This window comes from Azohydromonas sediminis, assembly GCF_003574675.1.
Taxonomy (GTDB): Bacteria; Pseudomonadota; Gammaproteobacteria; order Burkholderiales; family Burkholderiaceae_C; genus Calidifontimicrobium; species Calidifontimicrobium sediminis.
The window spans coordinates 22,919-44,869 of record NZ_QOAZ01000021.1 but is presented as its reverse complement, the minus strand read 5'-3'; the positions used below and the strand labels follow the sequence as shown (position 1 = coordinate 44,869).

Annotated in this window: 25 protein-coding genes; 13 read left to right on the top strand and 12 right to left on the bottom strand. The window is 74.7% G+C overall.

What is annotated here, in order from left to right; genetic code table 11:
• Nucleotides 1–48 precede the first annotated feature (48 nt).
• The 9 genes from DRV96_RS11870 to DRV96_RS11830 all read left to right on the top strand — a co-directional run bounded on the left by DRV96_RS11870 (nucleotide 49) and on the right by DRV96_RS11830 (nucleotide 6,228).
• Entirely contained in the window at nucleotides 49–774 is a 726-nt protein-coding gene (locus DRV96_RS11870) for an energy transducer TonB (RefSeq protein ID WP_235823374.1), read from the top strand.
• Nucleotides 775–827: 53 nt separating this feature from the next.
• Complete coding sequence (locus DRV96_RS11865) at nucleotides 828–1,640, top strand: MotA/TolQ/ExbB proton channel family protein (RefSeq protein ID WP_119291286.1); 813 nt, start codon at nucleotides 828–830, stop codon at nucleotides 1,638–1,640.
• 21 nt (nucleotides 1,641–1,661) lie between these two features.
• On the top strand, nucleotides 1,662–2,099 hold the full coding sequence (locus tag DRV96_RS11860; RefSeq protein WP_119291284.1) for an ExbD/TolR family protein: 438 nt from the start codon (nucleotides 1,662–1,664) through the stop codon (nucleotides 2,097–2,099).
• A gap of 16 nt (nucleotides 2,100–2,115) precedes the next feature.
• A complete protein-coding gene (locus DRV96_RS11855) occupies nucleotides 2,116–2,550 on the top strand; it encodes an ExbD/TolR family protein (protein WP_119291282.1) in 435 nt (144 codons plus the stop codon).
• A 40-nt stretch (nucleotides 2,551–2,590) separates the two neighbouring features.
• On the top strand, nucleotides 2,591–3,562 hold the full coding sequence (locus tag DRV96_RS11850; RefSeq protein WP_119291280.1) for an MBL fold metallo-hydrolase: 972 nt from the start codon (nucleotides 2,591–2,593) through the stop codon (nucleotides 3,560–3,562).
• Nucleotides 3,559–4,350 (top strand): SDR family NAD(P)-dependent oxidoreductase, encoded by a 792-nt coding sequence (locus tag DRV96_RS11845; RefSeq protein ID WP_119291278.1) that lies wholly within the window; start codon nucleotides 3,559–3,561, stop codon nucleotides 4,348–4,350. The genes DRV96_RS11850 and DRV96_RS11845 overlap by 4 nt, the downstream gene beginning before the upstream one ends.
• Before the next feature lie 38 nt (nucleotides 4,351–4,388).
• Nucleotides 4,389–4,961 carry a TMEM165/GDT1 family protein gene (locus DRV96_RS11840; RefSeq protein WP_119291276.1) on the top strand — a complete coding sequence of 191 codons (573 nt, stop codon included), beginning with the start codon at nucleotides 4,389–4,391 and terminating at the stop codon, nucleotides 4,959–4,961.
• A 94-nt stretch (nucleotides 4,962–5,055) separates the two neighbouring features.
• Nucleotides 5,056–5,454: a lactoylglutathione lyase gene (gloA, locus tag DRV96_RS11835; RefSeq protein ID WP_119291274.1), complete on the top strand. Its 399-nt coding sequence runs from the start codon at nucleotides 5,056–5,058 to the stop codon at nucleotides 5,452–5,454.
• A 141-nt stretch (nucleotides 5,455–5,595) separates the two neighbouring features.
• Nucleotides 5,596–6,228 carry an FMN-binding negative transcriptional regulator gene (locus DRV96_RS11830; protein WP_119291272.1) on the top strand — a complete coding sequence of 211 codons (633 nt, stop codon included), beginning with the start codon at nucleotides 5,596–5,598 and terminating at the stop codon, nucleotides 6,226–6,228.
• A 19-nt stretch (nucleotides 6,229–6,247) separates the two neighbouring features.
• Here the strand turns inward: DRV96_RS11830 and DRV96_RS11825 are convergent, their stop codons facing one another.
• The 4 genes from DRV96_RS11825 to DRV96_RS11810 form a co-directional block, all read right to left on the bottom strand.
• Nucleotides 6,248–6,892 carry a hypothetical protein gene (locus DRV96_RS11825; protein ID WP_119291270.1) on the bottom strand — a complete coding sequence of 215 codons (645 nt, stop codon included), beginning with the start codon at nucleotides 6,890–6,892 and terminating at the stop codon, nucleotides 6,248–6,250.
• Nucleotides 6,889–7,872, bottom strand: coding sequence for an MlaD family protein (locus DRV96_RS11820; RefSeq protein ID WP_119291268.1), 984 nt, complete (start codon nucleotides 7,870–7,872; stop codon nucleotides 6,889–6,891). Before DRV96_RS11820 ends, DRV96_RS11825 begins: the two co-directional genes overlap by 4 nt.
• A 7-nt stretch (nucleotides 7,873–7,879) precedes the next feature.
• Complete coding sequence (locus DRV96_RS11815) at nucleotides 7,880–8,665, bottom strand: MlaE family ABC transporter permease (RefSeq protein WP_119291330.1); 786 nt, start codon at nucleotides 8,663–8,665, stop codon at nucleotides 7,880–7,882.
• 83 nt (nucleotides 8,666–8,748) lie between these two features.
• A complete protein-coding gene (locus DRV96_RS11810; protein WP_162911029.1) occupies nucleotides 8,749–9,699 on the bottom strand; it encodes a LysR substrate-binding domain-containing protein in 951 nt (316 codons plus the stop codon).
• Nucleotides 9,700–9,825: 126 nt separating this feature from the next.
• Here DRV96_RS11810 and DRV96_RS18075 point away from each other — a divergent pair, with 126 nt between their 5' ends.
• Nucleotides 9,826–10,155: a DUF2917 domain-containing protein gene (locus tag DRV96_RS18075; RefSeq protein WP_162911028.1), complete on the top strand. Its 330-nt coding sequence runs from the start codon at nucleotides 9,826–9,828 to the stop codon at nucleotides 10,153–10,155.
• 144 nt (nucleotides 10,156–10,299) lie between these two features.
• Here DRV96_RS18075 and DRV96_RS11805 read toward each other — a convergent pair whose 3' ends face one another.
• Together DRV96_RS11805 and DRV96_RS11800 are read right to left on the bottom strand one after the other, a co-directional pair.
• Nucleotides 10,300–11,982, bottom strand: a complete 1,683-nt coding sequence (locus DRV96_RS11805; RefSeq protein ID WP_119291264.1) for a GMC family oxidoreductase — start codon at nucleotides 11,980–11,982, stop codon at nucleotides 10,300–10,302.
• Entirely contained in the window at nucleotides 11,979–12,953 is a 975-nt protein-coding gene (locus tag DRV96_RS11800) for an alpha/beta fold hydrolase (RefSeq protein WP_119291262.1), read from the bottom strand. The genes DRV96_RS11805 and DRV96_RS11800 overlap by 4 nt, the downstream gene beginning before the upstream one ends.
• A 118-nt stretch (nucleotides 12,954–13,071) precedes the next feature.
• Here DRV96_RS11800 and asd point away from each other — a divergent pair, with 118 nt between their 5' ends.
• Nucleotides 13,072–13,917 carry an archaetidylserine decarboxylase gene (asd, locus tag DRV96_RS11795; protein ID WP_119291260.1) on the top strand — a complete coding sequence of 282 codons (846 nt, stop codon included), beginning with the start codon at nucleotides 13,072–13,074 and terminating at the stop codon, nucleotides 13,915–13,917.
• Between the two features lie 12 nt (nucleotides 13,918–13,929).
• Here the strand turns inward: asd and eda are convergent, their stop codons facing one another.
• Nucleotides 13,930–14,553: a bifunctional 4-hydroxy-2-oxoglutarate aldolase/2-dehydro-3-deoxy-phosphogluconate aldolase gene (gene eda / locus DRV96_RS11790; protein ID WP_119291258.1), complete on the bottom strand. Its 624-nt coding sequence runs from the start codon at nucleotides 14,551–14,553 to the stop codon at nucleotides 13,930–13,932.
• 11 nt (nucleotides 14,554–14,564) lie between these two features.
• Nucleotides 14,565–16,388, bottom strand: coding sequence for a phosphogluconate dehydratase (gene edd, locus DRV96_RS11785; protein WP_119291256.1), 1,824 nt, complete (start codon nucleotides 16,386–16,388; stop codon nucleotides 14,565–14,567).
• Nucleotides 16,389–16,537: 149 nt separating this feature from the next.
• On the opposite strand from edd, the gene DRV96_RS11780 reads away from it, so the two are divergent.
• Nucleotides 16,538–17,143, top strand: a complete 606-nt coding sequence (locus DRV96_RS11780; protein ID WP_119291254.1) for a gamma-glutamylcyclotransferase — start codon at nucleotides 16,538–16,540, stop codon at nucleotides 17,141–17,143.
• 13 nt (nucleotides 17,144–17,156) lie between these two features.
• Here the strand turns inward: DRV96_RS11780 and DRV96_RS11775 are convergent, their stop codons facing one another.
• Nucleotides 17,157–17,747: a nucleotidyltransferase family protein gene (locus tag DRV96_RS11775; RefSeq protein WP_119291252.1), complete on the bottom strand. Its 591-nt coding sequence runs from the start codon at nucleotides 17,745–17,747 to the stop codon at nucleotides 17,157–17,159.
• Nucleotides 17,748–17,915: 168 nt separating this feature from the next.
• Here DRV96_RS11775 and pdxH point away from each other — a divergent pair, with 168 nt between their 5' ends.
• Nucleotides 17,916–18,554 (top strand): pyridoxamine 5'-phosphate oxidase, encoded by a 639-nt coding sequence (gene pdxH, locus DRV96_RS11770; protein ID WP_119291250.1) that lies wholly within the window; start codon nucleotides 17,916–17,918, stop codon nucleotides 18,552–18,554.
• Here the strand turns inward: pdxH and DRV96_RS11765 are convergent, their stop codons facing one another.
• The 3 genes from DRV96_RS11765 to DRV96_RS11755 form a co-directional block, all read right to left on the bottom strand.
• Nucleotides 18,555–20,915: a PAS domain-containing hybrid sensor histidine kinase/response regulator gene (locus DRV96_RS11765; protein WP_119291248.1), complete on the bottom strand. Its 2,361-nt coding sequence runs from the start codon at nucleotides 20,913–20,915 to the stop codon at nucleotides 18,555–18,557.
• A 67-nt stretch (nucleotides 20,916–20,982) separates the two neighbouring features.
• On the bottom strand, nucleotides 20,983–21,450 hold the full coding sequence (locus DRV96_RS11760; protein ID WP_235823373.1) for a DUF3299 domain-containing protein: 468 nt from the start codon (nucleotides 21,448–21,450) through the stop codon (nucleotides 20,983–20,985).
• 244 nt (nucleotides 21,451–21,694) lie between these two features.
• Nucleotides 21,695–21,949 (bottom strand): hypothetical protein, encoded by a 255-nt coding sequence (locus DRV96_RS11755; RefSeq protein WP_119291246.1) that lies wholly within the window; start codon nucleotides 21,947–21,949, stop codon nucleotides 21,695–21,697.
• Nucleotides 21,950–21,951 lie beyond the last annotated feature (2 nt).

Here is a 21,951-nt window from a genome sequence, read left to right as displayed (position 1 = left end):
TGTAGCCCGCGGCCGGCGACACGGCGGCGCGGCACCGACAATGTCGGCGTGAACTACAGCGAGCCGCCGCGACTGCCGATGCGCCACCTCGTCGGGGGGGCCGTCGTCGTGCTGCTGCACGTGCTGCTGGGCTGGGCGTTGGTCAGCGGCCTCGCGCGCCAGGTGGTCGAGGTCGTCGTGCGCCCGATCGAGACGCGCATCGTCGACGACGTGCGCCCGCCCCCACCACCACCTCCGCCGCCCCCGCCACCACCGGCGCCGCAGCGCCCGCCACCGCCGCCGCGCGCCGCGGTGGCGCCACCCCCACCGCCGGCGCCGCCGTCGTTCGTGCCGCCACCCGAAGTCACGGTGCCGGCCCCGGCACCGGCATTCACCGCGACGCCCGAGCCGCCGCCCGCGGCGCCGGTGACGGTCGCGCCGCCGCCGGCCGTGCTGCCGCCGCCGGCGCCGCCGTCCGCCGCGGCCGCGCCGGCCAAGCCGGCGGCTCGGCCCGCGCGCATCGACTTCGCCAGCTGCGCGCGGCCCGACTACCCGGCCGCCGCACGCCGCGCCAACGTCGAAGGCGTCACGCGCATCCGCTTCACGATCGACGCCAGCGGTGCCGTCGTGAAGGCCGAGATCGAGCGCGCGTCGGGCACCTCGCGCGAGCACCGCCTGCTCGACCGCACCGCCGTCGACGCGCTGAGCGCGTGCCGCTTCCAGCCCGGCGTCGACGAAGACGGCCAGCCGGTCGGTGCGACGTCGGTCGTCGAGTACGCGTGGCGGCTGGAGTGACCGATCCTTTTCGTGATGCCGAAATGACCGTGACCGGAACCCCTGGAGAAAGCATGCCCCTGTCGAAGACCGTGCGCGCCGCCGCGGCCGCGCTGCTGCTGGCACTGACCGTGTCGATCGCCGCATGGCCGCCCGCCGCGCGCGCGCAGATGGCGCCCGCCACCGCCACCGCGCCGCTGCCCCCGCCGCCACTGCCCGACAGCGTCGTCGTCGACAACCCGTACGGCCTGCAGGCGCTGTGGGCGCAGGGCGACTGGGTCGCGAAGGCGACGCTGCTCGTGCTGCTCGCGATGTCGGTGGGCAGCTGGTGGGTCATCGTCGTCAAGCTCGTCGAGCAGCGCCGGCTGATGGCGCACGCCGCGGCGGCGCAGCCGTCGTTCTGGCGCGCGCCGACGCTGGCCGACGCCGCGCGCGCACTGCCGGCCGACAGCGCGCTGCGCTTCATCGCCGAGCAGGGCCTGAAGGCCAGCGAGGCGCAGGCCGGCACGCTGGTGGCGAACGTCGACCGGCCGACGTGGATCGCGACGAGCGTGCAGCGCGCCGTCGACGCGGTGCAGCTGCGGCTGCAAGACGGCCTGGCGCTGCTGGCCACCGTCGGCTCGACGGCGCCCTTCGTCGGCCTGTTCGGCACCGTGTGGGGCATCTACCACGCGCTGGTGGCCATCGGCGTGTCGGGCCAGGCGTCGATCGACAAGGTCGCCGGCCCGGTCGGCGAGGCGCTGATCATGACCGCGATCGGGCTGGCCGTCGCGGTGCCGGCCGTCATCGGCTACAACGCGCTCGTGCGGCGCAACAAGGTCGCGATGGAGAAGGTGCGCGCCTTCGGCGCCGACCTGCAGCAGGTGCTGCTCGCGGCCAGGCCCTGAACCCCGCACGGACGCACCGCGATGGCCATCCCGCTGCCCGGCGCCGACGGCGACGACGACGCGCTGAACACGACGATCAACACGACGCCGCTGGTCGACGTGATGCTCGTGCTGCTGATCATCTTCCTGATCACGATCCCCGTCGTCACCGCGTCGATCCCGCTCGAGCTGCCGAAGGAACGCACGACGCCGGCACAGAGCCCGCCGCCGACGATCGTGCTCGCCGTCAACCGCGACGGCGCGATGTTCTGGGGTACCGAATACGTGCCCGACGTCGCGACGCTCGTCGAGCGGCTGAAGGCCGAGGCCGTGAAGACCCCGCAGCCCGAGGTGCACATCCGCGGCGACGCGCAGGCGCGCTACGAGGCGGTCGGCCGCCTCGTGCTCGCGTGCCAGCGCGCGGGCATCCGCAAGGTCGGCTTCCTGACCGAGCCGCCGGCGCGGGCCGCGGCGCGCTGACGACAGGAGCCAGGCGATGGCGATCCCGCCCGGACCCCAGCGCGACGACGACGAGCCGATGGTCGACATCAACACCACGCCGCTGATCGACGTGATGCTGGTGCTGCTGATCATGCTGATCATCACGGTCCCGATCCAGACGCACGCGGTGAAGATGGCGATGCCGGTGCCCGCGACGCAGCCGCCGGCGCCGCCGCGTGCGCCGGTGCGCATCGACATCGAGGCCGACGGCACGCTCGGCTGGAGCGGCGAGGTGCTCGCCGGCCGCGCCGAGCTCGAAGCGCGGCTCAAGCGCGTGGCCGCCGACCCCGACCCACCCGAGGTCCACGTGCGCCCGAGCAAGGACGTGGCCTACGAGCACGTCGCCGCCGTGCTCGCGAGCGCGCAGCGCGTGGGCGTCGCGAAGATCGGCATCGTCGGGCACGAGCAGTTCGTCGACGCGCTGCGCTGAACGCGCGGGCCGCGGCAAGGCGCTGCCTAGAATGCCGCGCATGACGGCCACCCTTCCCGCCTGGATCGAGCCGCTGGGCCACGGCATCCACGCGATCGACACCGGCTTCCACCGCGCGCGCTTCGACGCCGCGTACCTGATCGTCGAGCGCGGGCGCGCCGCGTTCGTCGACACCGGCACGCACTTCGCGCTGCCGCGCCTGCTCGGTGCGCTCGACGCGCTGGGCATCGCGCGCGACGCGGTCGACTACGTGATCCCGACGCACGTGCACCTGGACCACGCCGGCGGCGCCGGCTCGCTGATGCGCGAGCTGCCGCGCGCGACGATGCTCGTGCACCCGCGCGGCGCGCGGCACATGATCGATCCTTCGGCGCTGTGGGCTGGCGCGACCGCCGTCTACGGCGCCGACGAGATGGTGCGCTCGTACGGCGAGATCGTGCCGGTGCCGGCCGAGCGCGTACGCGCGACCGACGACGGCATGACGGTCGAGCTGGCCGGGCGGCCACTCGCGTTCATCGACACGCCGGGCCACGCGCGCCACCACCACTGCGTCTGGGACGCCGCCAGCCGCGGCTGGTTCACCGGCGACACGTTCGGGCTGAGCTACCGCGAGTTCGACGTCGACGGCCGCGCGTGGATCCTGCCGACGTCGACGCCGGTGCAGTTCGAACCCGACGCGCTCGAACACTCGATCGGCCGCCTGCTCGCGCGTGATCCGGCGTGCATGTACCTGACGCACTATGGGCGCGTGGACGACGTGCAGCGGCTCGGCGCGCTCGGGCTCGGCCTGCTGCGCGAGATGGTCGCGATCGGGCAGCGGCTGCGCGACGCCGACGACCGCCACGCGCGGCTGAAGGCCGCGCTCGCGGCGCTGTACGTCAACAGCCTGGACGACCACGGCTGCCGGCGCCCCGCCACCGAGATCGAGGCGCTGCTGGCAATGGACATCGAACTCAACGCGCAGGGCATGGCCGCGTGGCTCGACCGCGACCGCCGCAAGGAGGGCGCATGACGGCGATCCGCTTCGGGCTCGACGGCCGCGTCGTCGTCGTCACCGGCGCCGCGCAGGGCATCGGCGAGGCCTGTGTGCGCCGGCTCGTCGACGACGGTGCCGCCGTCTCGCTGTGGGACGTCGCCGACGACGCCGGCCGCGCGCTCGCGCAGTCGCTGAGCCAGCAAGGCGCACGCACGCACTACGTGCACTGCGACGTCGCGCGCAAGGCCGACGTCGACGCGGCGCTGGCCGCGACGCTGGCCGCGTTCGGACGCATCGACGGCTTGGTCAGCAACGCCGGCATCTTCCGCGCGGCGCCGTTTCTCGAGATCACCGAGGCCGACTGGGACGCGGTGATCGGCGTGAACCTCAAGGGCGCGTTCCTCGTCGGCCAGGCGGTCGCGCGCCAGATGGTCGCGCAGGGCAGCGGCGGCGCGATCGTGCAGATGAGCTCGGTCAACGGGCGCCTGGCGATCCCGACGATCGCCAGCTACAACGCGAGCAAGGGCGGCATCGACCAGCTCACGCGCGCGATGGCGCTGGCGCTCGTCGACCACGGCATCCGCGTCAACGGCGTCGCGCCCGGCACGATCGCCACCGAGCTGGCGAAGAACGCCGTGCTGACCAGCGACGAGGCCAAGGCGCGCATCATGAGCCGCACGCCGATGCGCCGTCTGGGCGAGCCGCGCGAGGTGGCCGACGTCGTCGCGTTCCTGCTCAGCGATGCGGCGAGCTACGTCACCGGCGAGACGGTGCTCGTCGACGGCGGGCGCATGACGCTGAACTACACGATGCCGCCGGCCTGAGCCGCGCCGCGGTCCCCGGCCCGCCTGCGTCCGCCTCCTTGCTCGAAGCCTTCTTCGTCTCCACCGGCGTCGTCGCGCTCGGCGAGGTCGGCGACAAGACGCAGCTGCTCGCGCTGCTGCTGGCCGCGCGCTACCGCAAGCCGCTGCCGATCATCGCCGGCATCCTCGTGGCCACGCTGCTCAATCACGCGGCCGCGGCCGCGCTAGGCGCCTGGCTCGCGCGCACGATCGACCCGCAGTGGATGCGCTGGGGGCTCGGGCTGTCGTTCCTCGCCGTCGCGGTGTGGCTGCTGGTGCCCGACGACGCCGGCGAGGTCGAAGGCCGCGGCCAGGGGCGACTCGGCGTGTTCGCGCTGACGGTGGTGGCCTTCTTCGTCGCCGAGATGGGCGACAAGACGCAGGTCGCCACCGTGATGCTGGCCGCGAAGTACGACCAGCTCGTCGCCGTCACCGCCGGCACCACGCTGGGAATGATGATCGCCAACGTGCCGGCGGTGCTGCTCGGCGACCGCGCGGTCAAGGTGGTGCCGGTGGCGTGGGTGCACCGCATCGCGGCGGCGGTGTTCGCGCTGCTGGGCGTCGCGGTGCTGGCGGGCTACGGGATGTCCTAGGGCCGAACGCCGGCGGCGCTGCAGCGGGGCGCACGACGCGGTACGCTGACGGCATCGCAACCCCCCGTCGCCGGCGCCCGCCGGCCCCACGACGATGAGACTGCTCCACACGATGCTGCGCGTCGGCAACCTGCAGCGTTCGATCGACTTCTACACCCAGGTCCTGGGCATGAAGCTGCTGCGCACGACGCGCCGGCCCGACCAAAACTACGACCTCGCGTTCGTCGGCTACGCCGCGAACCCCGAGCAGGCCGAGATCGAGCTGACCTACAACTACGGCGTCGACCGCTACGAGATGGGCACCGCCTACGGCCACATCGCGATCGGCGTCGACGACGTCTACGCGTCCTGCGCGGCGCTGCGCGAGAAGGCCGCGCAGTACGGCGGCGCGATCACGCGCGAGCCGGGGCCGGTCAAGGGCGGCACGACGGTGATCGCGTTCATCACCGACCCCGACGGCTACAAGATCGAGCTGATCCAGCGCGACGCGTGAACCTCCCCCTACGCGCTTCGCGCGCCCCCTCCCGGGGAGGGGGCACCGCCAGCGGACCGGCCGAGCCGGATCCGCGGCGGTCGCTTGAAGGCGCAAGGCCCATCGGCGACGTGTGCCACATGCTCGACGTGGACCCCTGACATGTACCGGCCCGCGCACTTCGCCACCGACGAGCCCGCGGCGCTGGCCACGCTGATGCGCGCGCACCCGCTGGCCACGCTGGTGCACCGGCACGACGGCGCGCTCGACGCCGACCCGATCCCGCTGCTGTACGACCCGGCCGCGTCGCCCGAGGCGCCGCACGGGTGGCTGCGCGGCCACGTCGCGCGCACCAACCCGCTGTGGCGCACCGCGGACGGCCGCGACGTGCTCGCCATCTTCCATGGCCCGCAGGCCTACGTGACGCCGTCGTGGTACCCGAGCAAGGCCGTCACGCACAAGGTCGTGCCGACGTGGAACTACGCCGTCGTGCACGCACATGGGCCGCTGCGCGCCGTCGACGACGCGGCGTGGCTGCACGCGCTCGTCACGCGGCTGGCCGACACGCACGAGGCGGCGCGCGCGCAGCCGTGGGCCGTGTCCGACGCGCCGCCCGACTACATCGCGCAGATGCTGCGCGCGATCGTCGGCATCGAAATCGCGGTGACGCGGCTCGAAGGCAAGTTCAAGCTCAGCCAGAACCGCGACGCCGCCGACCGGCGCGGCGTGGCCGACGGGCTCGCGCACGACGGGACACCCCAGGGCGCCGACCTCGCACGCTGGATGTCGCGCTGAGCCGCCGGCGGCGCAGCCCTCAGCGCGTGCCGCCGGCGACGTCGATGCGGCGCTGGATGCGTGCCGCCTCGGCCGCGTCGCCGGCGCGCTCGGCCTGCCTGCGCTGCACGTGCAGCCAGGCCAGCAGCGCGCGCCGCCAGCCCTGCGACGACGCGGCGTCGACGGCCTGCGCGACGACCTCGTGCGTCGCTCGTCCCGACTGCAGCAGCACGGCCGCGGCCACGAGGCGGCCCAGCGGGTCGCCGGTGGCCATCGGCGCCTTCGTGTCGCCCGCTGCGGCGCGGCGGTGGTGCTCGGGCAGCCGCGCGGCATCGGCCGGCTCCAGGCGGCCAGCGAGATAGTCGGCATACGCGCGGTCGGCCGCCGTCGCGTCGGCGCGCAGCGCGTCGAAGCCCGGGCACGGCCCCACGTCGAGCCGCGCCGCGTGCGCGGCGCAGCGCATCAGCTCGACGCGCGCGAGCAACTCGGGCCGTCCGGTGCGCGCGACCTGCGTGCGGGCGCGCTCGAACTCGACCGCCTCGACGCGCGCGTGGCCCTCGAGCGCCGCGGCCACGGCGCGGTCGAGCGCGCCCTTCGCGTCGGCGGCCCAGTCGGGCGGCGGCGTGCCAGCGCAGCCGGCCAGTGCCACGGCGATGACGAGCGCCGACACCGCGCGGCCGCTCATGGCAGCTTCACCTCGGTGTCGCGCGCGAACGGCCAGCGGCGGTTGACCTCGCCGATCAGGTGGTCGATGCGGCGCAGCGTCGCCTCGACCTCGGCGCGCAGCGCGTCGAGGTCGACGGTGGCCGCGCGCACGTTGCCGGCGATGCCCTTCGTCTCGTCGAGCACGGCGTTGACCTTCTCGACACTCGCGCGCGCGTCGGCGAGCAGCGCGCGCAGCTCGACGACGCCGGCCTGCACGTCGGCGAGCACGCCGCCGTCGCCGAGCACGCGCGCGTCGGCGCGCGCGACGACGCCGTCGATGCGCGCGATCAGCGTGTCGGTGCGCGCGACGGCGCCCTCCAGACGGCTCACGAGCCGGCGCGCCTGCTGCTCGTCGCCAACGACGGCCCCGAGCGCACCGCCGGGCGCGTTGAGCCGCTCGGCGAAGCGCTGCGCCTGTGCCAGCGTGCCGGCCAGCGGCGCGTCGGCGGCCGTCAGCGCCCTCAGGTTGGCGATCAGGTCGCGCGCGTCGCGCACGAGCTGCGGGATCTCGGCGGTGGCGTCGCCGAGCAGCACGCGCCGCTCGGCACCCGGCGGCAGCGGCGGGTCGCTCAGCACGCCGCTGTAGGCGCGCAGGCTGGTGCCGCCGACGAGGTTACGCACCAGCACGAACACGCTCGACTCGCGCAGCCACTTCGCGTCGCGCACCGGCACGTCGACGACGATGCGCACGCTGCCGTCTTCGGCCAGCGCGATGCGGCGCACGCGCCCGATCGCGAAGCCCGAGAACGTCATGTCCATGCCGACGCTGACGCCCTCGGAGTCGTCGGCGACGAGCACCAGCTCCTGCGTGCGCTCGAACGCGCCGCGCGCGTACAGCAGGTACGTCACCGAGGCGACCAGCAGCAGCGCGAGCGCGACCAGCAGCAGCGTGGCCTTGAGCTCAAGCCGCGCGTCGCGCGCCGGCGTCGGCGGCGCAGGGCTGTCGGGCGCGGGCAGCATCGCGTCGTCAGTAATAGTTGCCCATCAGCGAAGCGATCTCGACGAGCAGCAGCAGCACGAACATGCGCACCAGCGCGCGCAGCTCGACGCGCGTGCGCGAGGCGCCCGGCGGAGCGTCGTACACCGCCGAGGCGATCGGGATCAGCGCGACCGTCAGGCTGAAGGCGAGCGTCTTCAGGCTGAAGATCAGCACCACTGGCGGGTTGAAGATGTGACCCACCGTACGCGTGTAGCCCGCCAGCGCCCACGGTGTCAGGCCGTGGATCGACACGTACGCGATCACGAGCGCGACGACGCAGCTGACGGCAGCCAGCATCAGCACCGCGAACACGCCGGCCGCCACGCGCGGCAGCAGCTCGCCAACCAGCATCGCGCGCGAACGTATCGCCGCCGTGTCCAGGCCCAGGCGCCGGCGCAGCCCCACCAGCTCGGCGCCGGCCGGCAGGCTGTAGCGCAGCGCGACGAACAGCGCACCGGCCAGCGGGATCAGCTCGAGCACGAGCACGCGCACGACCATCTCGAGCGCGTACTGCGACAGGCCGTAGCTTTGCGCCGTGACGATCACGATGCGGATCAGCACGACGCTCAGGAACGCCGACAGCAGCGTGAACCACGCCAGCGTCGGCGCGGTGCCGAGCACGAGCTGGCGCGCCATCTGCGGCCGGTGGCGCGCCGCGTAACTCGACGGCGACAGCGCGAGCACGAGCAGCACCGCGCCGAGGTGGATCACGCGCCACCAGCCGGCGAGCCAGCCCGTGACGGCCCGCCAGGGCGCCAGGCGTGGCAGCGACATCCATGCGTCGCGGGCGTCGGCGTTCGAGTCGAGGCGCACCATGGCCGGATGATAGGCAACGCCGGCGCCGCGTCCCGGCGGCGTCAATCGGCCAGCCGCGGTGCCTGCTGGAACTGCGCGTGCAGCCACGCGACGAAGGCTTCGACGTGCGCGCGCCGCGCCGTCGCCGGGTTGACCACCAGCACATGGCGAAAGCCCGCGGGCATGCGCAGCTGCGGCAGCGGCATCACGAGGTCGCCGCTGGCCACGCAGTCCTGCAGGAACGGCGAGCGCACCAGTGCGACGCCCTGGCCGCGGATCGCGGCCTGCACCGCCTGGTCGACGAACGAGAACACGAGCCGGCCCGCGCGCGGTGCGACGACGCCGGCGCCGGCGAACGCGAACCACGACGCCCAGCCCAGCCGCCGCGCCCCGGCGACGCTGTCGTCGAGGTCGAGCAGCGGCCAGCGCGCGAGGTCGGCCGGCGCGTGCACCGCGGCCTGCTCGAGCAGGCGCGGGCTGAGCGCAGGGGCGACGACGTCGTCGACGAGCAGCGTCGCACCCGGCGGCGTGCGCTCGTGCGGCACCCAGCGGATCGCGAGGTCGACGTCTTCGGCGCGCAGGTCGACGACGCGGTCCGACGCGTCGAGGCGGATCTCGATGTCGGGGTGCGCGCGCTGGAACCCGGCCAGCCGCGGCACCAGCCACAGCGACGCGAACGACGCGTAGGTCGTCAGCGTGACGCGGCGCGCATGGCCGACGCCGCGGATCTCGCCGACGCACTGGTCGATCGACGCGAGCGCCTGCTGCACCGCGCGCTGCAGCGCGGCGCCGGCGGCCGTGAGCTCGAGCGCGCGCGTCTTGCGCACGAACAGCGCCGTGCCGACCTGGCGCTCGAGCGCCGCGACCTGGCGGCTGATCGACGACTGCGTCAGGTGCAGCTCGTGCGCCGCCGCGGTGAACGACAGCCGCCGCGCGGCGGCCTCGAAGCCGCGCAGCGAAGCGAGCGCGATCGGGCGCGTGCGTCGGCCGCGGGGAGCGGATCGGGTCGGCATCGCCGGACGATACATGCACGAGACGCATGCATCAACTGCATTCTTTTCGTTTGTCGGCGCCGATGTCTTCGTCGTTGAATGCCTGCGTGCGTCACTCACCGATGCACGCAACGAATGGAGAACGCGATGGACACGATCGAACTCGGCGCCGGCCAGCTGCTGGTCGTCGACCGCGCCGCGCGCCAGCGCCTGCGCGTGCTGTGCGGCCGCCTGTGGCTCACGCATGAGCGCGACGCGGCCGACACCGTACTGGACGCCGGCGACGAGGTCGCGCTGGGCAGCGGCCGCGTCGTCGTCGAGGCGCTGGCTGCCGCGCGGCTGCAATGCCTGCGCGCCGAGCCCACCGCCGTCGCGGCGCGCACGCTGCCGGCACTCGCGCGCGCGGCGCGGCGCGTGCGCGCGCATCTGGCCGCCGCGGTCGCGCGGCTGCAGCTCGGCCCGGCGCCATGCCACTGACCCGCGGCGCCGACACCGGCCGACGTGCTGCGCGCGCCGGGGCTCGACACCGCCGCCTGCATCGTCTCAGGCGCGCTGGCGTGGCGGCACGCGCTCGAGGCGGCAAGGGCCGCGCACGCCGCGCGGGTCTGACGGCGGTGGCCGTCAGACGCCGGCGGCGATCCAGCGCGCGGCCTTCTCGGCGATCATCAGCGTCGGGCTGTTGGTGTTGCCGCTCGTGATCGTGGGCATCACGCCGGCGTCGACGACGCGCAGCGCACGCACGCCGCGCACGCGCAGGTGCGGATCGACGACGGCCAGCGGGTCGTCGGCGCGGCCCATGCGCGTCGTGCCCACCGGGTGGAAGATCGTGCTCGCGATGTCGCCGGCCAGCCGCGCGAGCTCGTCGTCGCTCTGGTACTGCACGCCCGGCCTGAACTCCTCGGGGCGAAAGCGCTGCATCGCCGGCTGCGCGACGATGCGCCGCGTCACTCGCAGGCTGTCGGCGGCCACGCGCCGGTCGGCGTCGGTGCTCAGGTAGTTCGGCGCGATCGCCGGCGCGTCCTCGAAGCGCGGCGTCTTGATGCGCACGTGGCCGCGGCTGGTCGGGTTCAGGTTGCACACGCTCGCGGTGATCGCGTCGAAGCGGTGCAGCGGCTCGCCGAACGCATCGAGCGACAGCGGCTGCACGTGGTACTCGATGTTGGGCCACGGCTGCTGCGCGTCGCTGCGCGTGAAGGCACCGAGCTGGCTCGGCGACATGCTCAGCGGGCCGGTGCGCCACAGCGCGTACTCGAGCGCCATGCGCACCTTGCCCCACCCCGAGTGCGCCAGCGTGTTGAGCGTGCGCGCGCCGTGCACCTTGTAGACCGCGCGGATCTGCAGGTGGTCCTGCAGGTTCTCACCGACGCCGGGCAGATCGTGCGCGACGGCGATGCCCAGCGACTGCAGCAGCGGTGCCGGCCCGATGCCCGACAGCTGCAGGATCTGCACCGAGCCGATGCTGCCGGCCGCGAGGATAACTTCGCCGCGCGCACGCACCTCGACCGCGTGGCCGTCGCGCACGACGCGTGCGCCGGTGCAGCGCAGCGCGCCGTCGGCGTCGCGCTCGAGCAGCAGGTGCGGCACGCGCGCGCCAGTCCACACGGTGAGGTTCTTGCGGTGCCGCACCGGGCGCAGGAAGGCCTTCGCCGCGTTCCAGCGCCAGCCCCCCTTCTGGTTGACCTCGAAGTAGGCGACGCCCTCGTTGTCGCCGCCGTTGAAGTCGCGCGTGGGCGGGATGCCCGCCTGCTGCGCCGCGAGCGCGAAGGCGTCGAGCACGTCCCAGCGCAGCCGCTGGCGGTCGACGCGCCACTCGCCGGTGCTGCCGCGGCGGCCGTGGCCGTGCAGCGCGGCGAACGCGGGGTCGCGCTCGCCGTCGCCGCCGGCATCGAGCCGCCAGTGGTCTTCGTGCGCGACGAAGTCGGGCAGGCAGTTCGCCCACGTCCACGCGTCGTCGCCCGTCAGCGCGGCCCAGCCGTCGTAGTCGCGCCGCTGGCCGCGCATGTAGATCATGCCGTTGATGCTCGAGCAGCCGCCCAGCGTGCGCCCGCGCGGGTAGCGCAGCCGGCGGCCGTTGAGCCCGGCGTCGGGCTCGGTGTGGTAACACCAGTCGGTGCGCGGGTTGCCGATGCAGTACAGGTAGCCGACCGGGATGTGGATCCAGGGATAGTCGTCCTTGCCGCCGGCTTCGAGCAGCAGCACACGCTTGGCGGGGTCGGCGCTCAGCCGGTTGGCGAGCAGGCAGCCGGCGGTGCCGGCACCGATCACGAGGTGGTCGAACGTGAGGTCGCTCGGGGAAGGGCTCATGGGTTGGCATTGTCGTCGGCGGCGCGCAGCAGCGCGTGCACGGCAGCGACGACCTCGCGCTGGTGGCCCAGCAGCAGGTGGCCGCCGCGCTCGAAGCCGACGAAGCGCGCGCCGGGGATGTGCGCCGCGCTGTAGCGCGCCGACTCGAAGGTACCGAAGCCGTCGTCACGCGCGCTGATGGCCAGCGTCGGCGCACCGATCGCCTCGAGCGCGACGCGCGCGGCGCCGGTGGTCAGCCGCGAGTCGTTGAGCAGGCCCAGGCGCCGCGCGCTGACCGGCAGGATCTGGTGCAGCACGGTGTCGGCGCGGCCTCGCTCGTTGGCATCGGCGGCGTGGTAGACGGCCGGCGGCGTCGCGAGCACGAGGCGGCGCACGACGTCGGGCGCGAAGCGCGCGAGCAGCCAAAACGGGGCGTCGGCGCCGATCACGGCGTCGAGCGCGGCCAGCGCCCAGTGGGGCATCGGCACCGCCGGGTCGGGGCGGTAGACGGCGGGCACCATCAGCACCAGTGCGCGCGTGCGCTGCGGGTGGCGCAGCGCGAAGTGCAGCGCCGAAACGGCGCCGGCCGACACGCCCATCACGGCCGCCGCGCGCACCCCGAGCGCGTCGAGCAGGCACGCGAGGTGGTCGGCCTGGTGCTCGCCCGAGGGGTCAGCGGGCATCGGCGTGCGCAGGTAGCCGAAGCGCGACGGCGCGATCACGCGATAGCCCAGCGCGGCGTAGTCGGCGCCGAGCGTGAGCCCCTGGTCGAAGCCGCCGCCGCTGCCGTGGATCACGAGCAGCGGTGCGCCGTCGGCGGGGCCGGCCTCGGCGACCTCGACCGCCCCGCAGGCGGTCGCGACGACGCGGCTGCCGCTGGCCACGCGGGCGTGCTGCTCGCGCAGGTCGCGCCGGTACTCGCCGGCCAGCCAGAGCGCACCCAGCGCCGCGGCGAGCAGCGCGACCCCGACGACGGCGCCGCTGCGTCCCATGCGGGCATTGTCGGTGCGCGGCCGCGGCGCCGGTGGCGGTGCATCGGCGCGCCGATACACTGCGCGGCCTTGCCGGCGGCGGCGTTGCGCGCCGCGCGCACCCCACCGACTGCCCGCGATGTCCGACCGCCTCGCCGTTCTCGCCCAGCACCTGCTGCCCAAGCTCGCGCTCACGCGACTGATGGGCCGCCTGGCCGACGCCGAGGCCGGCGCGGCGACGACGGCCGTGATCCGCTGGTTCGTGCGCCGCTACGGCGTCGACCTGACCGAGGCGGCCGAGCCGGATGCGGCGGCGTACCGCACGTTCAACGCGTTCTTCACGCGCGCGCTGAAGCCCGGCGTGCGGCCACTCGCCGATGCAGCGTGGATCTGCCCGGTCGACGGCGCGATCAGCCAGTTCGGCGCGCTCGACGGCGAGCGCCTCGTGCAGGCCAAGGGCCACGACTACACCGCCACCGCGCTGCTCGGCGGCGACGCCGCGCTGGCGCGGCGCTTCCACGGCGGCCACTTCGCGACGCTGTACCTGAGCCCGAAGGACTACCACCGCATCCACATGCCGGCCGACGGCCGGCTGCGGGCGATGACGCACGTGCCGGGGTCGCTGTACTCGGTCAACCCGACGACGGCGCGCGCGCTGCCGGGGCTGTTCGCTCGCAACGAGCGCGTCGTGTGCGTTTTCGACGGCGCGACGGGGCCGTTCGTGATGGTGCTGGTCGGCGCGACGGTCGTCGGCAGCATGGCCACCGTCTGGCACGGCGTCGTCAACCCGCCGCGCCCGGGCACCGTGCGGCGCTGGACCTACGGCGACGACGCGCCGCGGCTGCGCCAGGGCGACGAGATGGGCCGCTTCCTGCTCGGCTCGACCGTCGTGGTGCTGCTGCCGCCGGGGCCGCTCGCGTTCAACCCGCAGTGGGCGCCGGGCCGCCCGATCCGCATGGGCGAGGCGATGGCCGACGCGCGCTGAGCGCGCGGCGCGTCAACCGCGCAGCGCCGCCGCCTCGCGCGCGAGTGCCGTGATGCGCGGCCAGTCGCCGGCGTCCAGCGCGTCGGCCGGCGTCAGCCACGAGCCGCCGACGACCCGCACGTTGGACAGCACGAGGAACTGCGGCGCCGTCTCGGCCGTGATGCCGCCGGTCGGGCAGAACGCGACGTCGGGAAACGGGCCGGACAGCGCCCGCAGCATCGGGATGCCGCCGGCCGCGGTCGCGGGGAAGAACTTGAGGAACGAGTAGCCGTCGGCCTGCGCGCGCATCACCTCGCTCGCGGTGGCCACGCCGGGCAGCAGCGGCAGGCCCGCGTCGCGGCACGCGGCGCCGACCTCGCCGGTGTAGCCGGGGCTGACGGCAAAGCGTGCGCCGGCATCGCGCGCCGCGCGCGCGTCGGCGGCGCTGCGCACCGTGCCGGCACCGACGATCGCGTCGGGCACCTCGCGCGCGATCGCCTCGATGCACGCCAGCGCCGCCGGCGTGCGCAGCGTCACCTCGAGCACGCGCACGCCGCCGGCCACGAGCGCACGCGCCAGCGGCACCGCGTCGGCGACGCGCTGCAGCACGATGACGGGAATCACCGGGCCGTGGCCGGCGAGCTCGAGCGGGTCCATCGGCCCCGTGCTCAGGCGGGCAGCCACGTGCAGGCGCCCTGCTCGGCGCTGGTGACGAGCCGGCGCATGCCGGCGAACAGCTCGCGCCCGAGGCCGTGCGCGTGGTCGTCGGCCTGCGCGGGGTCGATCGTGGCCGGTGTGCGCGCCGCCCACTCGGCGGCATCGACGAGGGCGTCGAGCGTGCCGGCCACCGCGTCGACGCGGACGCGGTCGCCGTCGCGCAGCTTCGCGAGCGGCCCGCCGTGCAGCGCCTCGGGCGTCACGTGGATCGCCGCCGGCACCTTGCCCGACGCACCGCTCATGCGCCCGTCAGTGACGAGCGCGACGCGGAACCCCTTGCCCTGCAGCACCGAAAGCGGCGGCATGAGCTTGTGCAGCTCGGGCATGCCGTTGGCCGCCGGCCCCTGGAAGCGCACGACGACGACGACGTCGCGCTTGAGCTCGCCGGCCTTGAACGCCGCCTGCATCGCCTCCTGCGACGCGAACACGCGCGCCGGCGCCTCGACGACGTGGCGGTCGTCGGGCACGGCCGAGGTCTTGATCACCGCGCGGCCGAGGTTGCCTATCAGCAGCCGCAGCCCACCCGTCTCCGAGAACGGCCGCGCGGCCGGGCGCACGATCGTCTCGTCGCCGCTCGCGGCCGGCAGCGGCTGCCAGCGCAGTGCGTCGCCGTCGAGCGCGGGCACGCGGCCGTAGGCGGCGAGGCCGCCCTCGGCCACCGTCATCACGTCGGCGTGCAGGCAGCCGGCGTCGAGCAGCTCGCGCAGCACGAAGCCGGGACCGCCGGCGGCCTGGAACTGGTTCACGTCGGCGCTGCCGTTGGGGTAGACGCGCGCCAGCAGCGGCACCGCGGCCGACAGGTCGGCGAAGTCGGTCCAGTCGATCACGATGCCCGCCGCGCGCGCAACCGCGACCCAGTGGATCAGGTGGTTCGTCGAGCCGCCGGTGGCCAGCAGCGCGACCATCGCGTTGACGATGCAGCGCTCGTCGACGAGCCGCCCGATCGGCGCGAAGCGCGGCGTGCGCGCCGTGATGCCGAGCAGCGTGCGCACCGCCTCGCGCGTCAGCGCCTCGCGCATTGCGGCGTGGGGGTGCACGAACGCGCTGCCCGGCACGTGCAGACCCATCGCCTCGAGCAGCATCTGGTTGCTGTTGGCGGTGCCGTAGAAGGTGCAGGTGCCCGGGCCGTGGTAGGCCGCCGACTCGGCCTCGAGCAGCTGGTCGCGGCCGACGAGCCCCTGCGCGGCGAGCTCGCGCACCCGGGCCTTCTCGCTGTTGGCCAGGCCCGAACTCATCGGCCCGGCCGGCACGAACACGCACGGCAGGTGGCCGAAGTGCAACGCGCCGATCAGCAGCCCCGGCACGATCTTGTCGCACACGCCGAGCAGCAGCGCGCCGTCGAACACGTCGTGCGTCAGCGCGACGGCGGTGGCCATCGCGATCGTGTCGCGCGAAAACAGGCTCAGCTCCATCCCCGGCGTGCCCTGCGTGACGCCGTCGCACATCGCCGGCACGCCGCCGGCGACCTGCAGCGTGGCACCCTGGCGGCGCGCCTCGTCGCGCAGCACGGCCGGGAAGCCCTCGTACGGCTGGTGGGCCGACAGCATGTCGTTGTATGCGGTGACCACCGCCAGGTGCGGCGCGCGCTCGGCGACGACGCGCAGCTTGTCGGCCGCGGGCAGCGCCGCGAACGCGTGCGCGACGTTCGCGCAGCCGAGGCGGTCGCTGCCGCGCGGGCGGGCGATCAGCCGCTCGACGCGCTCGAGGTACGCGCGCCGCGTGGGCGCGCTGCGGGTGCGGATGCGCTCGGTGATCTCGGCAACGGCGGCTCGCATCGGGGGCTCTCCGGAGGCGCGGCACGGCGGCCGGCGGCCGCCTGTAACCGGTGTGGCGATTCTGTGGTAACCGAGTTACATCGTCAAACGCTGTGCACGCAAACGCAGGCTCGCGCGCTGAGATCATTGCCAGACGCGTCCCGGTTCCGATGACCCCCCAGCCACCCACCGTCCATCGCGACCCGCAGCACCTGCTGCACCACGTGCGCGCGCAGTGGGGCGGGCGCGGCGACCTGTGGGTGTTCGGCTACGCGTCGCTGATCTGGCGCCCCGAGTTCGAGCCCGACGAGCAGCGCCCGGCGTTCGTGCACGGCTATCACCGCGCGCTGCGCATGGTCTCGCGCATCAACCGCGGCACGCCCGAGCGCCCGGGGCTGGTGTTCGCGCTGCTGTCGGGCGGCGCGTGCCGCGGCCTGGTCTACCGCATCGACGCCCACCGCGCGCACGACGAACTCGAGCGGCTGTGGGCGCGCGAGATGCCCACCGGCGTCTACGAGCCGCGCTGGCTCGAGTGCCGCACGCCGCAGGGTCCGGTGCGCGCGCTGGCGTTCACGCTCAGCCGGCGCAGCCCGAGCTACACCGGCCCGCTCGCCGACGACGCGCTCGTCGAGATCCTGCGCGAGGCGCGCGGGCGCTACGGCACGACGCTCGACTACCTGGTGCGCACCGCGCAGGCGCTGCGCCACCACGGCATCGCCGACCGCGAGATCGAGCGGCTGGTGGCGCTCGCGCGCCGCCACCGGCTGCTCGACTGAACGCAGCGCGCCGCTAACGCGATGCGCTCGTCACCGCGGTGCCGCCGGCGGCGGTGCGCAGCAGCGACATCGCATCGACCGGTCCGGCCTCGCGCAGCGTGCCGGGGTCGTCGACATCGACGCCCATCGATGGGTAGCGTGCGACGAGGCGGCGCGCACCGGCGGCACCGTCGAGCACGACGAGCTCCGAGTACAGCTCGGCGGCGAAGCCCACCGGCTGCCCGGGCCGGCCGGCGTGCTGCGCGTAGGCCACCGGATGCTCGTCGAGCGCGCGCGCGACGGCGGCGATCGTCGACGGCTGCACGAGTGGCATCTCGGCCGGCAGCAACACCCAGCCGCGCGCATCGGCGCACGCGGCCACGCCGGCAGCGATCGTGCGGCCGAGCCCGCGTGCGGCGTCGTCGTCGCTCAGCACGACGACGTCGTGCACGGCGGGGTGCGCGCGCACCTGCGGCGCGTGCGCCAGCGTCGTGACGACGACCACCGGCAGCAGGCTCGCGAGCGCGTGCTCGATCGTCGTGGCCAGCACCGCCGGCACGAGCCCGAAGGCCCGCGCACCGCCACCGGCAGCGAGGACGACGACAAAGGGTCGGGACGGCGACATGGCGTTGCGGGCTTCGGGCGGGCAGCGCGTGGGCGCCCGCCCGCTGCACCGAGGATCGCCGTCATGTGCTGCCGACGGAACCCGGACCTGTACCTAAGGCCCACTCCGTACGCGCAACGGCGTACCCCGTCGGGGGGATGGCCACGCGCGGGCGGGTATCCTCTTCGCATGAACCCCCGCATCGCCGAACTGCGCAAGAGCTACGAGAAGGCCGAGCTCGACGAGTCGAGCGCGCTGCACGACCCGCTGGCCCAGTTCCACCTCTGGCTGACGCAGGCCATCGAGGGCGAACTGCCCGAGCCCAACGCGATGACGCTGGCCACCGTCGGCGCCGACGGCCGGCCGTCGACGCGCGTCGTGCTGATCAAGGGCTACGACGAGCGCGGCATCGTCTGGTACACGAACTACGAAAGCCGCAAGGGGCGCGAGCTCGCTGTCAATCCCTATGCCGCGCTGCAATTCCACTGGGTCGAGCTCGAGCGCGTCGTGCGCATCGAGGGCCGCGTCGAGAAGACGAGCGCCGAGGAGTCCGACGCCTACTTCGCCAGCCGCCCGCTCGATTCGCGCATCGGTGCGTGGGCCTCGCCGCAGAGCCAGGTCATCGCGTCGCGCGCGGTGCTGGTGGCCAACGCGGCGAAGTACGCGGCGCGCTTCGCGTTGCACCCGCCGCGCCCGCCGCACTGGGGCGGCTTCCGGCTGGTGCCCGACGCGTGGGAGTTCTGGCAGGGCCGCAAGAGCCGGCTGCACGACCGGCTGCGCTACCGTCGCGACGGCGAGACCTGGGTGCGCGAGCGCCTGGCGCCCTGATCAAAGCGTCGTGTCGGCGCCACCGGCGCGGCGCTGGATCAGCGCGTCGATGCCGGTGAGGAAGCGCGTGACGTCGATCGGCTTGGTCCAGTAGTCGTCGCAGCCGGCGTCGAGCGCGGCGCGGATGTCGTCGGGCAGCACGTTGGCCGACAGCCCTATCACGGTGCAGTCGACGGTGCGCGGGTCGGCGCGCAGCCGTCGCAGCACCTCGTGGCCGTGCAGGTCGGGCAGCTGCATGTCGAGCAGCACGACGTCGGGCGGGTCGGCGAACGCCTGCGCGAGGCCGTCGGCGCCGTCGACCGCGGTGCGCAGCCGCAGCTGCGGCCGCAGGCCGAACAGCCCCTCGAGCAGCGCGCGGTTGACCTCGTTGTCCTCGATGCACAGCACGGACAGCGGCGCGAGCGCGCCGGGTGCGGTGTCGACCGCCGGCGGCGGCATCGACGTCGACGCCTTCGGCGCGGCGGGGGCCGCGGGCAGCCAGACGCAGAACTCGGAGCCCTCGCCGGGCGTGCTGTCGACCTCGATCGAGCCGCCCATGCGCTCGACGAGCCGGCGCGCGATCGCCAGCCCGATGCCGTTGCCGGCGATGCCTTCGCGCTCGACGCCGAGCCGCTCGAACGGCTGGAACAGCCGCGCGCGCTGCTCGGCGCTCAGGCCGCGGCCGCTGTCGCGCACGACGACGGCGCACTGGCGCTGGCCGTCGCGCGTGCGCTTGCGGCTCTCGAGCCGCACCCAGCCGCCGCGGCGGTTGTACTTGACCGCGTTGGTCAGCAGGTTGCTCGCGACCTGCAGCAGCCAGCGCGCGTCGGCGCGCACCGTGCCGCCCAGCCGTGCCGGCGCCTCGACGCGCACGCCGTGCTGCGCGGCCAGCGTCGCGACCCACGGCAGCGCCTGCGCGGCCACCGACGCCAGCGACACCGCCTCCCACTGCGGCACGCGGTCGGCGGCGTCGACGGCCGCGAGTTCGAGCAGGTCGTCGATCAGCGACAGCAGGTGGCGCCCGGCTTGGCGGATGCGCGCGACGTGCTCGGCCTGCGCCGGCGAGAGCGCGCCGCCGGCGTCGGCAGACAGCAGGTCGGCGAAGCCGAGCACGGCGTTCATCGGCGTGCGCAGCTCGTGGCTCACGCGCGCCAGCAGCGCCGCCTGCGCGCGGCCGGCCTGCTCGAGCCTTTCGCGCTCGCGACGCTCGGCCTCGGCGACGTGGCGGTCGGTCACGTCGACGTTGACGCCGAAGGCGTAGCGGCGGCCGTCGCGCTCCTCGCGCCCGGCCCAGCTGTAGATCCAGCGCTCGCGCCCGTCGGCGGTGCGCACGCGGTAGTCGTGGTGCCGCACCGGACGGCCGCTGCGGTCGGCCTGCGCCGCCTCGGCCAGCACGCGCTGGCGGTCGTCGGGGTGGACGAAGCGCTCGACGAACTCGGTCCACGACGGCGGCGCGTCGTCGTGCAGCAGGCCGTGCAGCTCGAGGTTCGGCACGTTCCACCACATCTCGCCGGTGTCGACGTCGCGGCTGAACAGCCCGATGCCGGCGGCATCGGTGATCAGTGCGAGCCGCTCGGCCAGCCGCGCCGCGTTCTCGCGCTCGGCCACCAGCTCGGTCAGGTCGATCGACACGCCGTGCAGCTGCGTCGCGCGCCCGGCGGCGTCGCGCGCGGCCACGCGCCGGGTCAGCAGCGTGCGCCAGCTGCCGTCGCTGCGGCGGTAACGCGCGATCACGTCGACCGGGGCGTCGCCGTGGACGGCCTGCTCGAACGCCGCGGCGACGGCGGCGCGGTCGTCGGGGTGGATCGTCGCGCGCACCTCGTCGAGCGGCACGCCGTCCGGCGGCGGCGCCGCACCGCGCACGGCGCCACCCGAGGTGCTGAAGTGCAGCCGCATCGTGGCCAGGTCGATGCGCCACACCGTGATGTCGGCCAAGTCGACGGCACGCTCGAGCTCGGCGCTGCGTTCGCGCGCGGCCTGCGCCTCGGCGGCGGTCTCGGTCTCGTCGATCAGCACGCCGCGCACCAGCACCGGCGTGCCGTCGTCGTCGAAGTGAACGTCGACGTACGAGCGCACGTGGCGCACGACCCCGTCGCGGCGGCGCAGGCGGAAACGGATGTCGGCGCGCGGCTGCCCCGTGGCGCGCACGTGGGCGTGGAACTGGCGCAGCCGCTCGACGTCGTCCTCGTGGGCGTACGACAGCGCCTCGTCGAGCGACGGCGTGCCCTGCGCCGGGTCGAGCCCGTGCAGCGCGAACATGCCCGCGTCCCAGCGGCCCGCGCCGGTGCGCAGGTCGCGCTCGAACACGCCGATGCGCCCGGTGCCGCGCAGGGCGTGCGGCACCGGCGGCAGGCGGGACGGCGGTCGGCGGGGAGCGTCCATCGGCGGGGTCGGGCGCCGCGCAGTGTAGCGACCGCGGCGCCGCGGGCCGACGCCGGCGCCCGCCGGCTCAGCGCACCTCGGCAGCCTCGCTCAGGCGGTAGAACAGGCCGTAGCGGTCGTCGGTCAGCACCGCCAGGCGCCCCTCGAGCGTCACCGCGTCGACGCTGTAGCGCACCGGTGCGCGCGTGCGCACCTCGACCAGGCCTTCGGGCCCGGCGGGCACGCAAAACGAACACGTCGTCGGCACGGCCGACAGCAGGAAGTGCGACTGCCGCTCGCCCGGCTCGAGCGGCAGCATGAAGCCCTGCAGCCTGACCGTCTGCCCGTCGAGCGCCTTGACCGGGTCGGGAAACGTCGGCACGACGCGGTGGCCACTGACGCGCGTCGTCACCATCGCGAGCAGCTTCCAAGAGACGACACCCTCGCGCTCCTGCAGCGGCGCAATCGCGCTGCGCGGGTCGTGGTAGCCCGGCCCCTGCCCGGGCAGCGGCGGGGCGGCGGGCTGCGCCACCGCGGCCAGCGCAGCGGCCAGCAACGCCGCCGCCAGGCCGGCGCGGCCGCCCCTGCCGCTCGTAGCACTCGCGGCCTTCGCGCCGTCCGAGCCCGCACAGGCCGAGCCCGGCGGCTCCGCGCCCGCCTGCGCGGGCGCGGACCAGGCGAGGGCCGGCCGCGTCCCCGCGGCCGACCGGGGCTTGGAGCCGCAGACGCCCATGCCGCTCGCAGAGCTCGCGGCCTTCGCGCCGTCCGAGCCCGCGCAGGCGGGCTTGGAGCCGCGGCGCTCAGTGCTCATGGCGCATGCCGCAGTAGCGGCCGATCGCCAGCCCCTTGCACTCGGTGCGCAGCCGCTCCTGGCACTCCTGCTCGGGCTTGCCCGCTTCGAGGCAGCGCGCCGCGTTCTCGTGCGCGGCGGCCATCGCGCGGTGGCGCTCGATGTCCTTGCGCACGTGCTCCGACACCTTGGGCTGCGCGAATGCACTCGCCGACGTGGCGATTGCGGCCAGCGCCAGCCACCATCTCCATCGGGCCTCGTTCATGG

Excerpts from the sequence above, each read along its gene's own strand:
- eda (WP_119291258.1), bottom strand. The coding sequence starts at position 14,553 with ATGGACCCGCTCGAGCTCGCCGGCCACGGCCCGGTGATTCCCGTCATC.
- pdxH (WP_119291250.1), top strand. The coding sequence starts at position 17,916 with ATGAACCCCCGCATCGCCGAACTGCGCAAGAGCTACGAGAAGGCCGAG.
- DRV96_RS11780 (WP_119291254.1), top strand. The coding sequence starts at position 16,538 with ATGACCCCCCAGCCACCCACCGTCCATCGCGACCCGCAGCACCTGCTG.
- DRV96_RS11800 (WP_119291262.1), bottom strand. The coding sequence starts at position 12,953 with ATGGGACGCAGCGGCGCCGTCGTCGGGGTCGCGCTGCTCGCCGCGGCG.
- edd (WP_119291256.1), bottom strand. The coding sequence starts at position 16,388 with ATGCGAGCCGCCGTTGCCGAGATCACCGAGCGCATCCGCACCCGCAGC.
- DRV96_RS11855 (WP_119291282.1), top strand. The coding sequence starts at position 2,116 with ATGGCGATCCCGCCCGGACCCCAGCGCGACGACGACGAGCCGATGGTC.
- DRV96_RS11805 (WP_119291264.1), bottom strand. The coding sequence starts at position 11,982 with ATGAGCCCTTCCCCGAGCGACCTCACGTTCGACCACCTCGTGATCGGT.
- gloA (WP_119291274.1), top strand. The coding sequence starts at position 5,056 with ATGAGACTGCTCCACACGATGCTGCGCGTCGGCAACCTGCAGCGTTCG.
- DRV96_RS11845 (WP_119291278.1), top strand. The coding sequence starts at position 3,559 with ATGACGGCGATCCGCTTCGGGCTCGACGGCCGCGTCGTCGTCGTCACC.
- DRV96_RS18075 (WP_162911028.1), top strand. The coding sequence starts at position 9,826 with ATGGACACGATCGAACTCGGCGCCGGCCAGCTGCTGGTCGTCGACCGC.
- DRV96_RS11830 (WP_119291272.1), top strand. The coding sequence starts at position 5,596 with ATGTACCGGCCCGCGCACTTCGCCACCGACGAGCCCGCGGCGCTGGCC.
- DRV96_RS11765 (WP_119291248.1), bottom strand. The coding sequence starts at position 20,915 with ATGGACGCTCCCCGCCGACCGCCGTCCCGCCTGCCGCCGGTGCCGCAC.
- DRV96_RS11815 (WP_119291330.1), bottom strand. The coding sequence starts at position 8,665 with ATGTCGCTGCCACGCCTGGCGCCCTGGCGGGCCGTCACGGGCTGGCTC.
- DRV96_RS11820 (WP_119291268.1), bottom strand. The coding sequence starts at position 7,872 with ATGCTGCCCGCGCCCGACAGCCCTGCGCCGCCGACGCCGGCGCGCGAC.
- DRV96_RS11775 (WP_119291252.1), bottom strand. The coding sequence starts at position 17,747 with ATGTCGCCGTCCCGACCCTTTGTCGTCGTCCTCGCTGCCGGTGGCGGT.
- DRV96_RS11825 (WP_119291270.1), bottom strand. The coding sequence starts at position 6,892 with ATGAGCGGCCGCGCGGTGTCGGCGCTCGTCATCGCCGTGGCACTGGCC.
- DRV96_RS11755 (WP_119291246.1), bottom strand. The coding sequence starts at position 21,949 with ATGAACGAGGCCCGATGGAGATGGTGGCTGGCGCTGGCCGCAATCGCC.
- DRV96_RS11865 (WP_119291286.1), top strand. The coding sequence starts at position 828 with ATGCCCCTGTCGAAGACCGTGCGCGCCGCCGCGGCCGCGCTGCTGCTG.
- asd (WP_119291260.1), top strand. The coding sequence starts at position 13,072 with ATGTCCGACCGCCTCGCCGTTCTCGCCCAGCACCTGCTGCCCAAGCTC.
- DRV96_RS11850 (WP_119291280.1), top strand. The coding sequence starts at position 2,591 with ATGACGGCCACCCTTCCCGCCTGGATCGAGCCGCTGGGCCACGGCATC.
- DRV96_RS11810 (WP_162911029.1), bottom strand. The coding sequence starts at position 9,699 with ATGCCGACCCGATCCGCTCCCCGCGGCCGACGCACGCGCCCGATCGCG.
- DRV96_RS11860 (WP_119291284.1), top strand. The coding sequence starts at position 1,662 with ATGGCCATCCCGCTGCCCGGCGCCGACGGCGACGACGACGCGCTGAAC.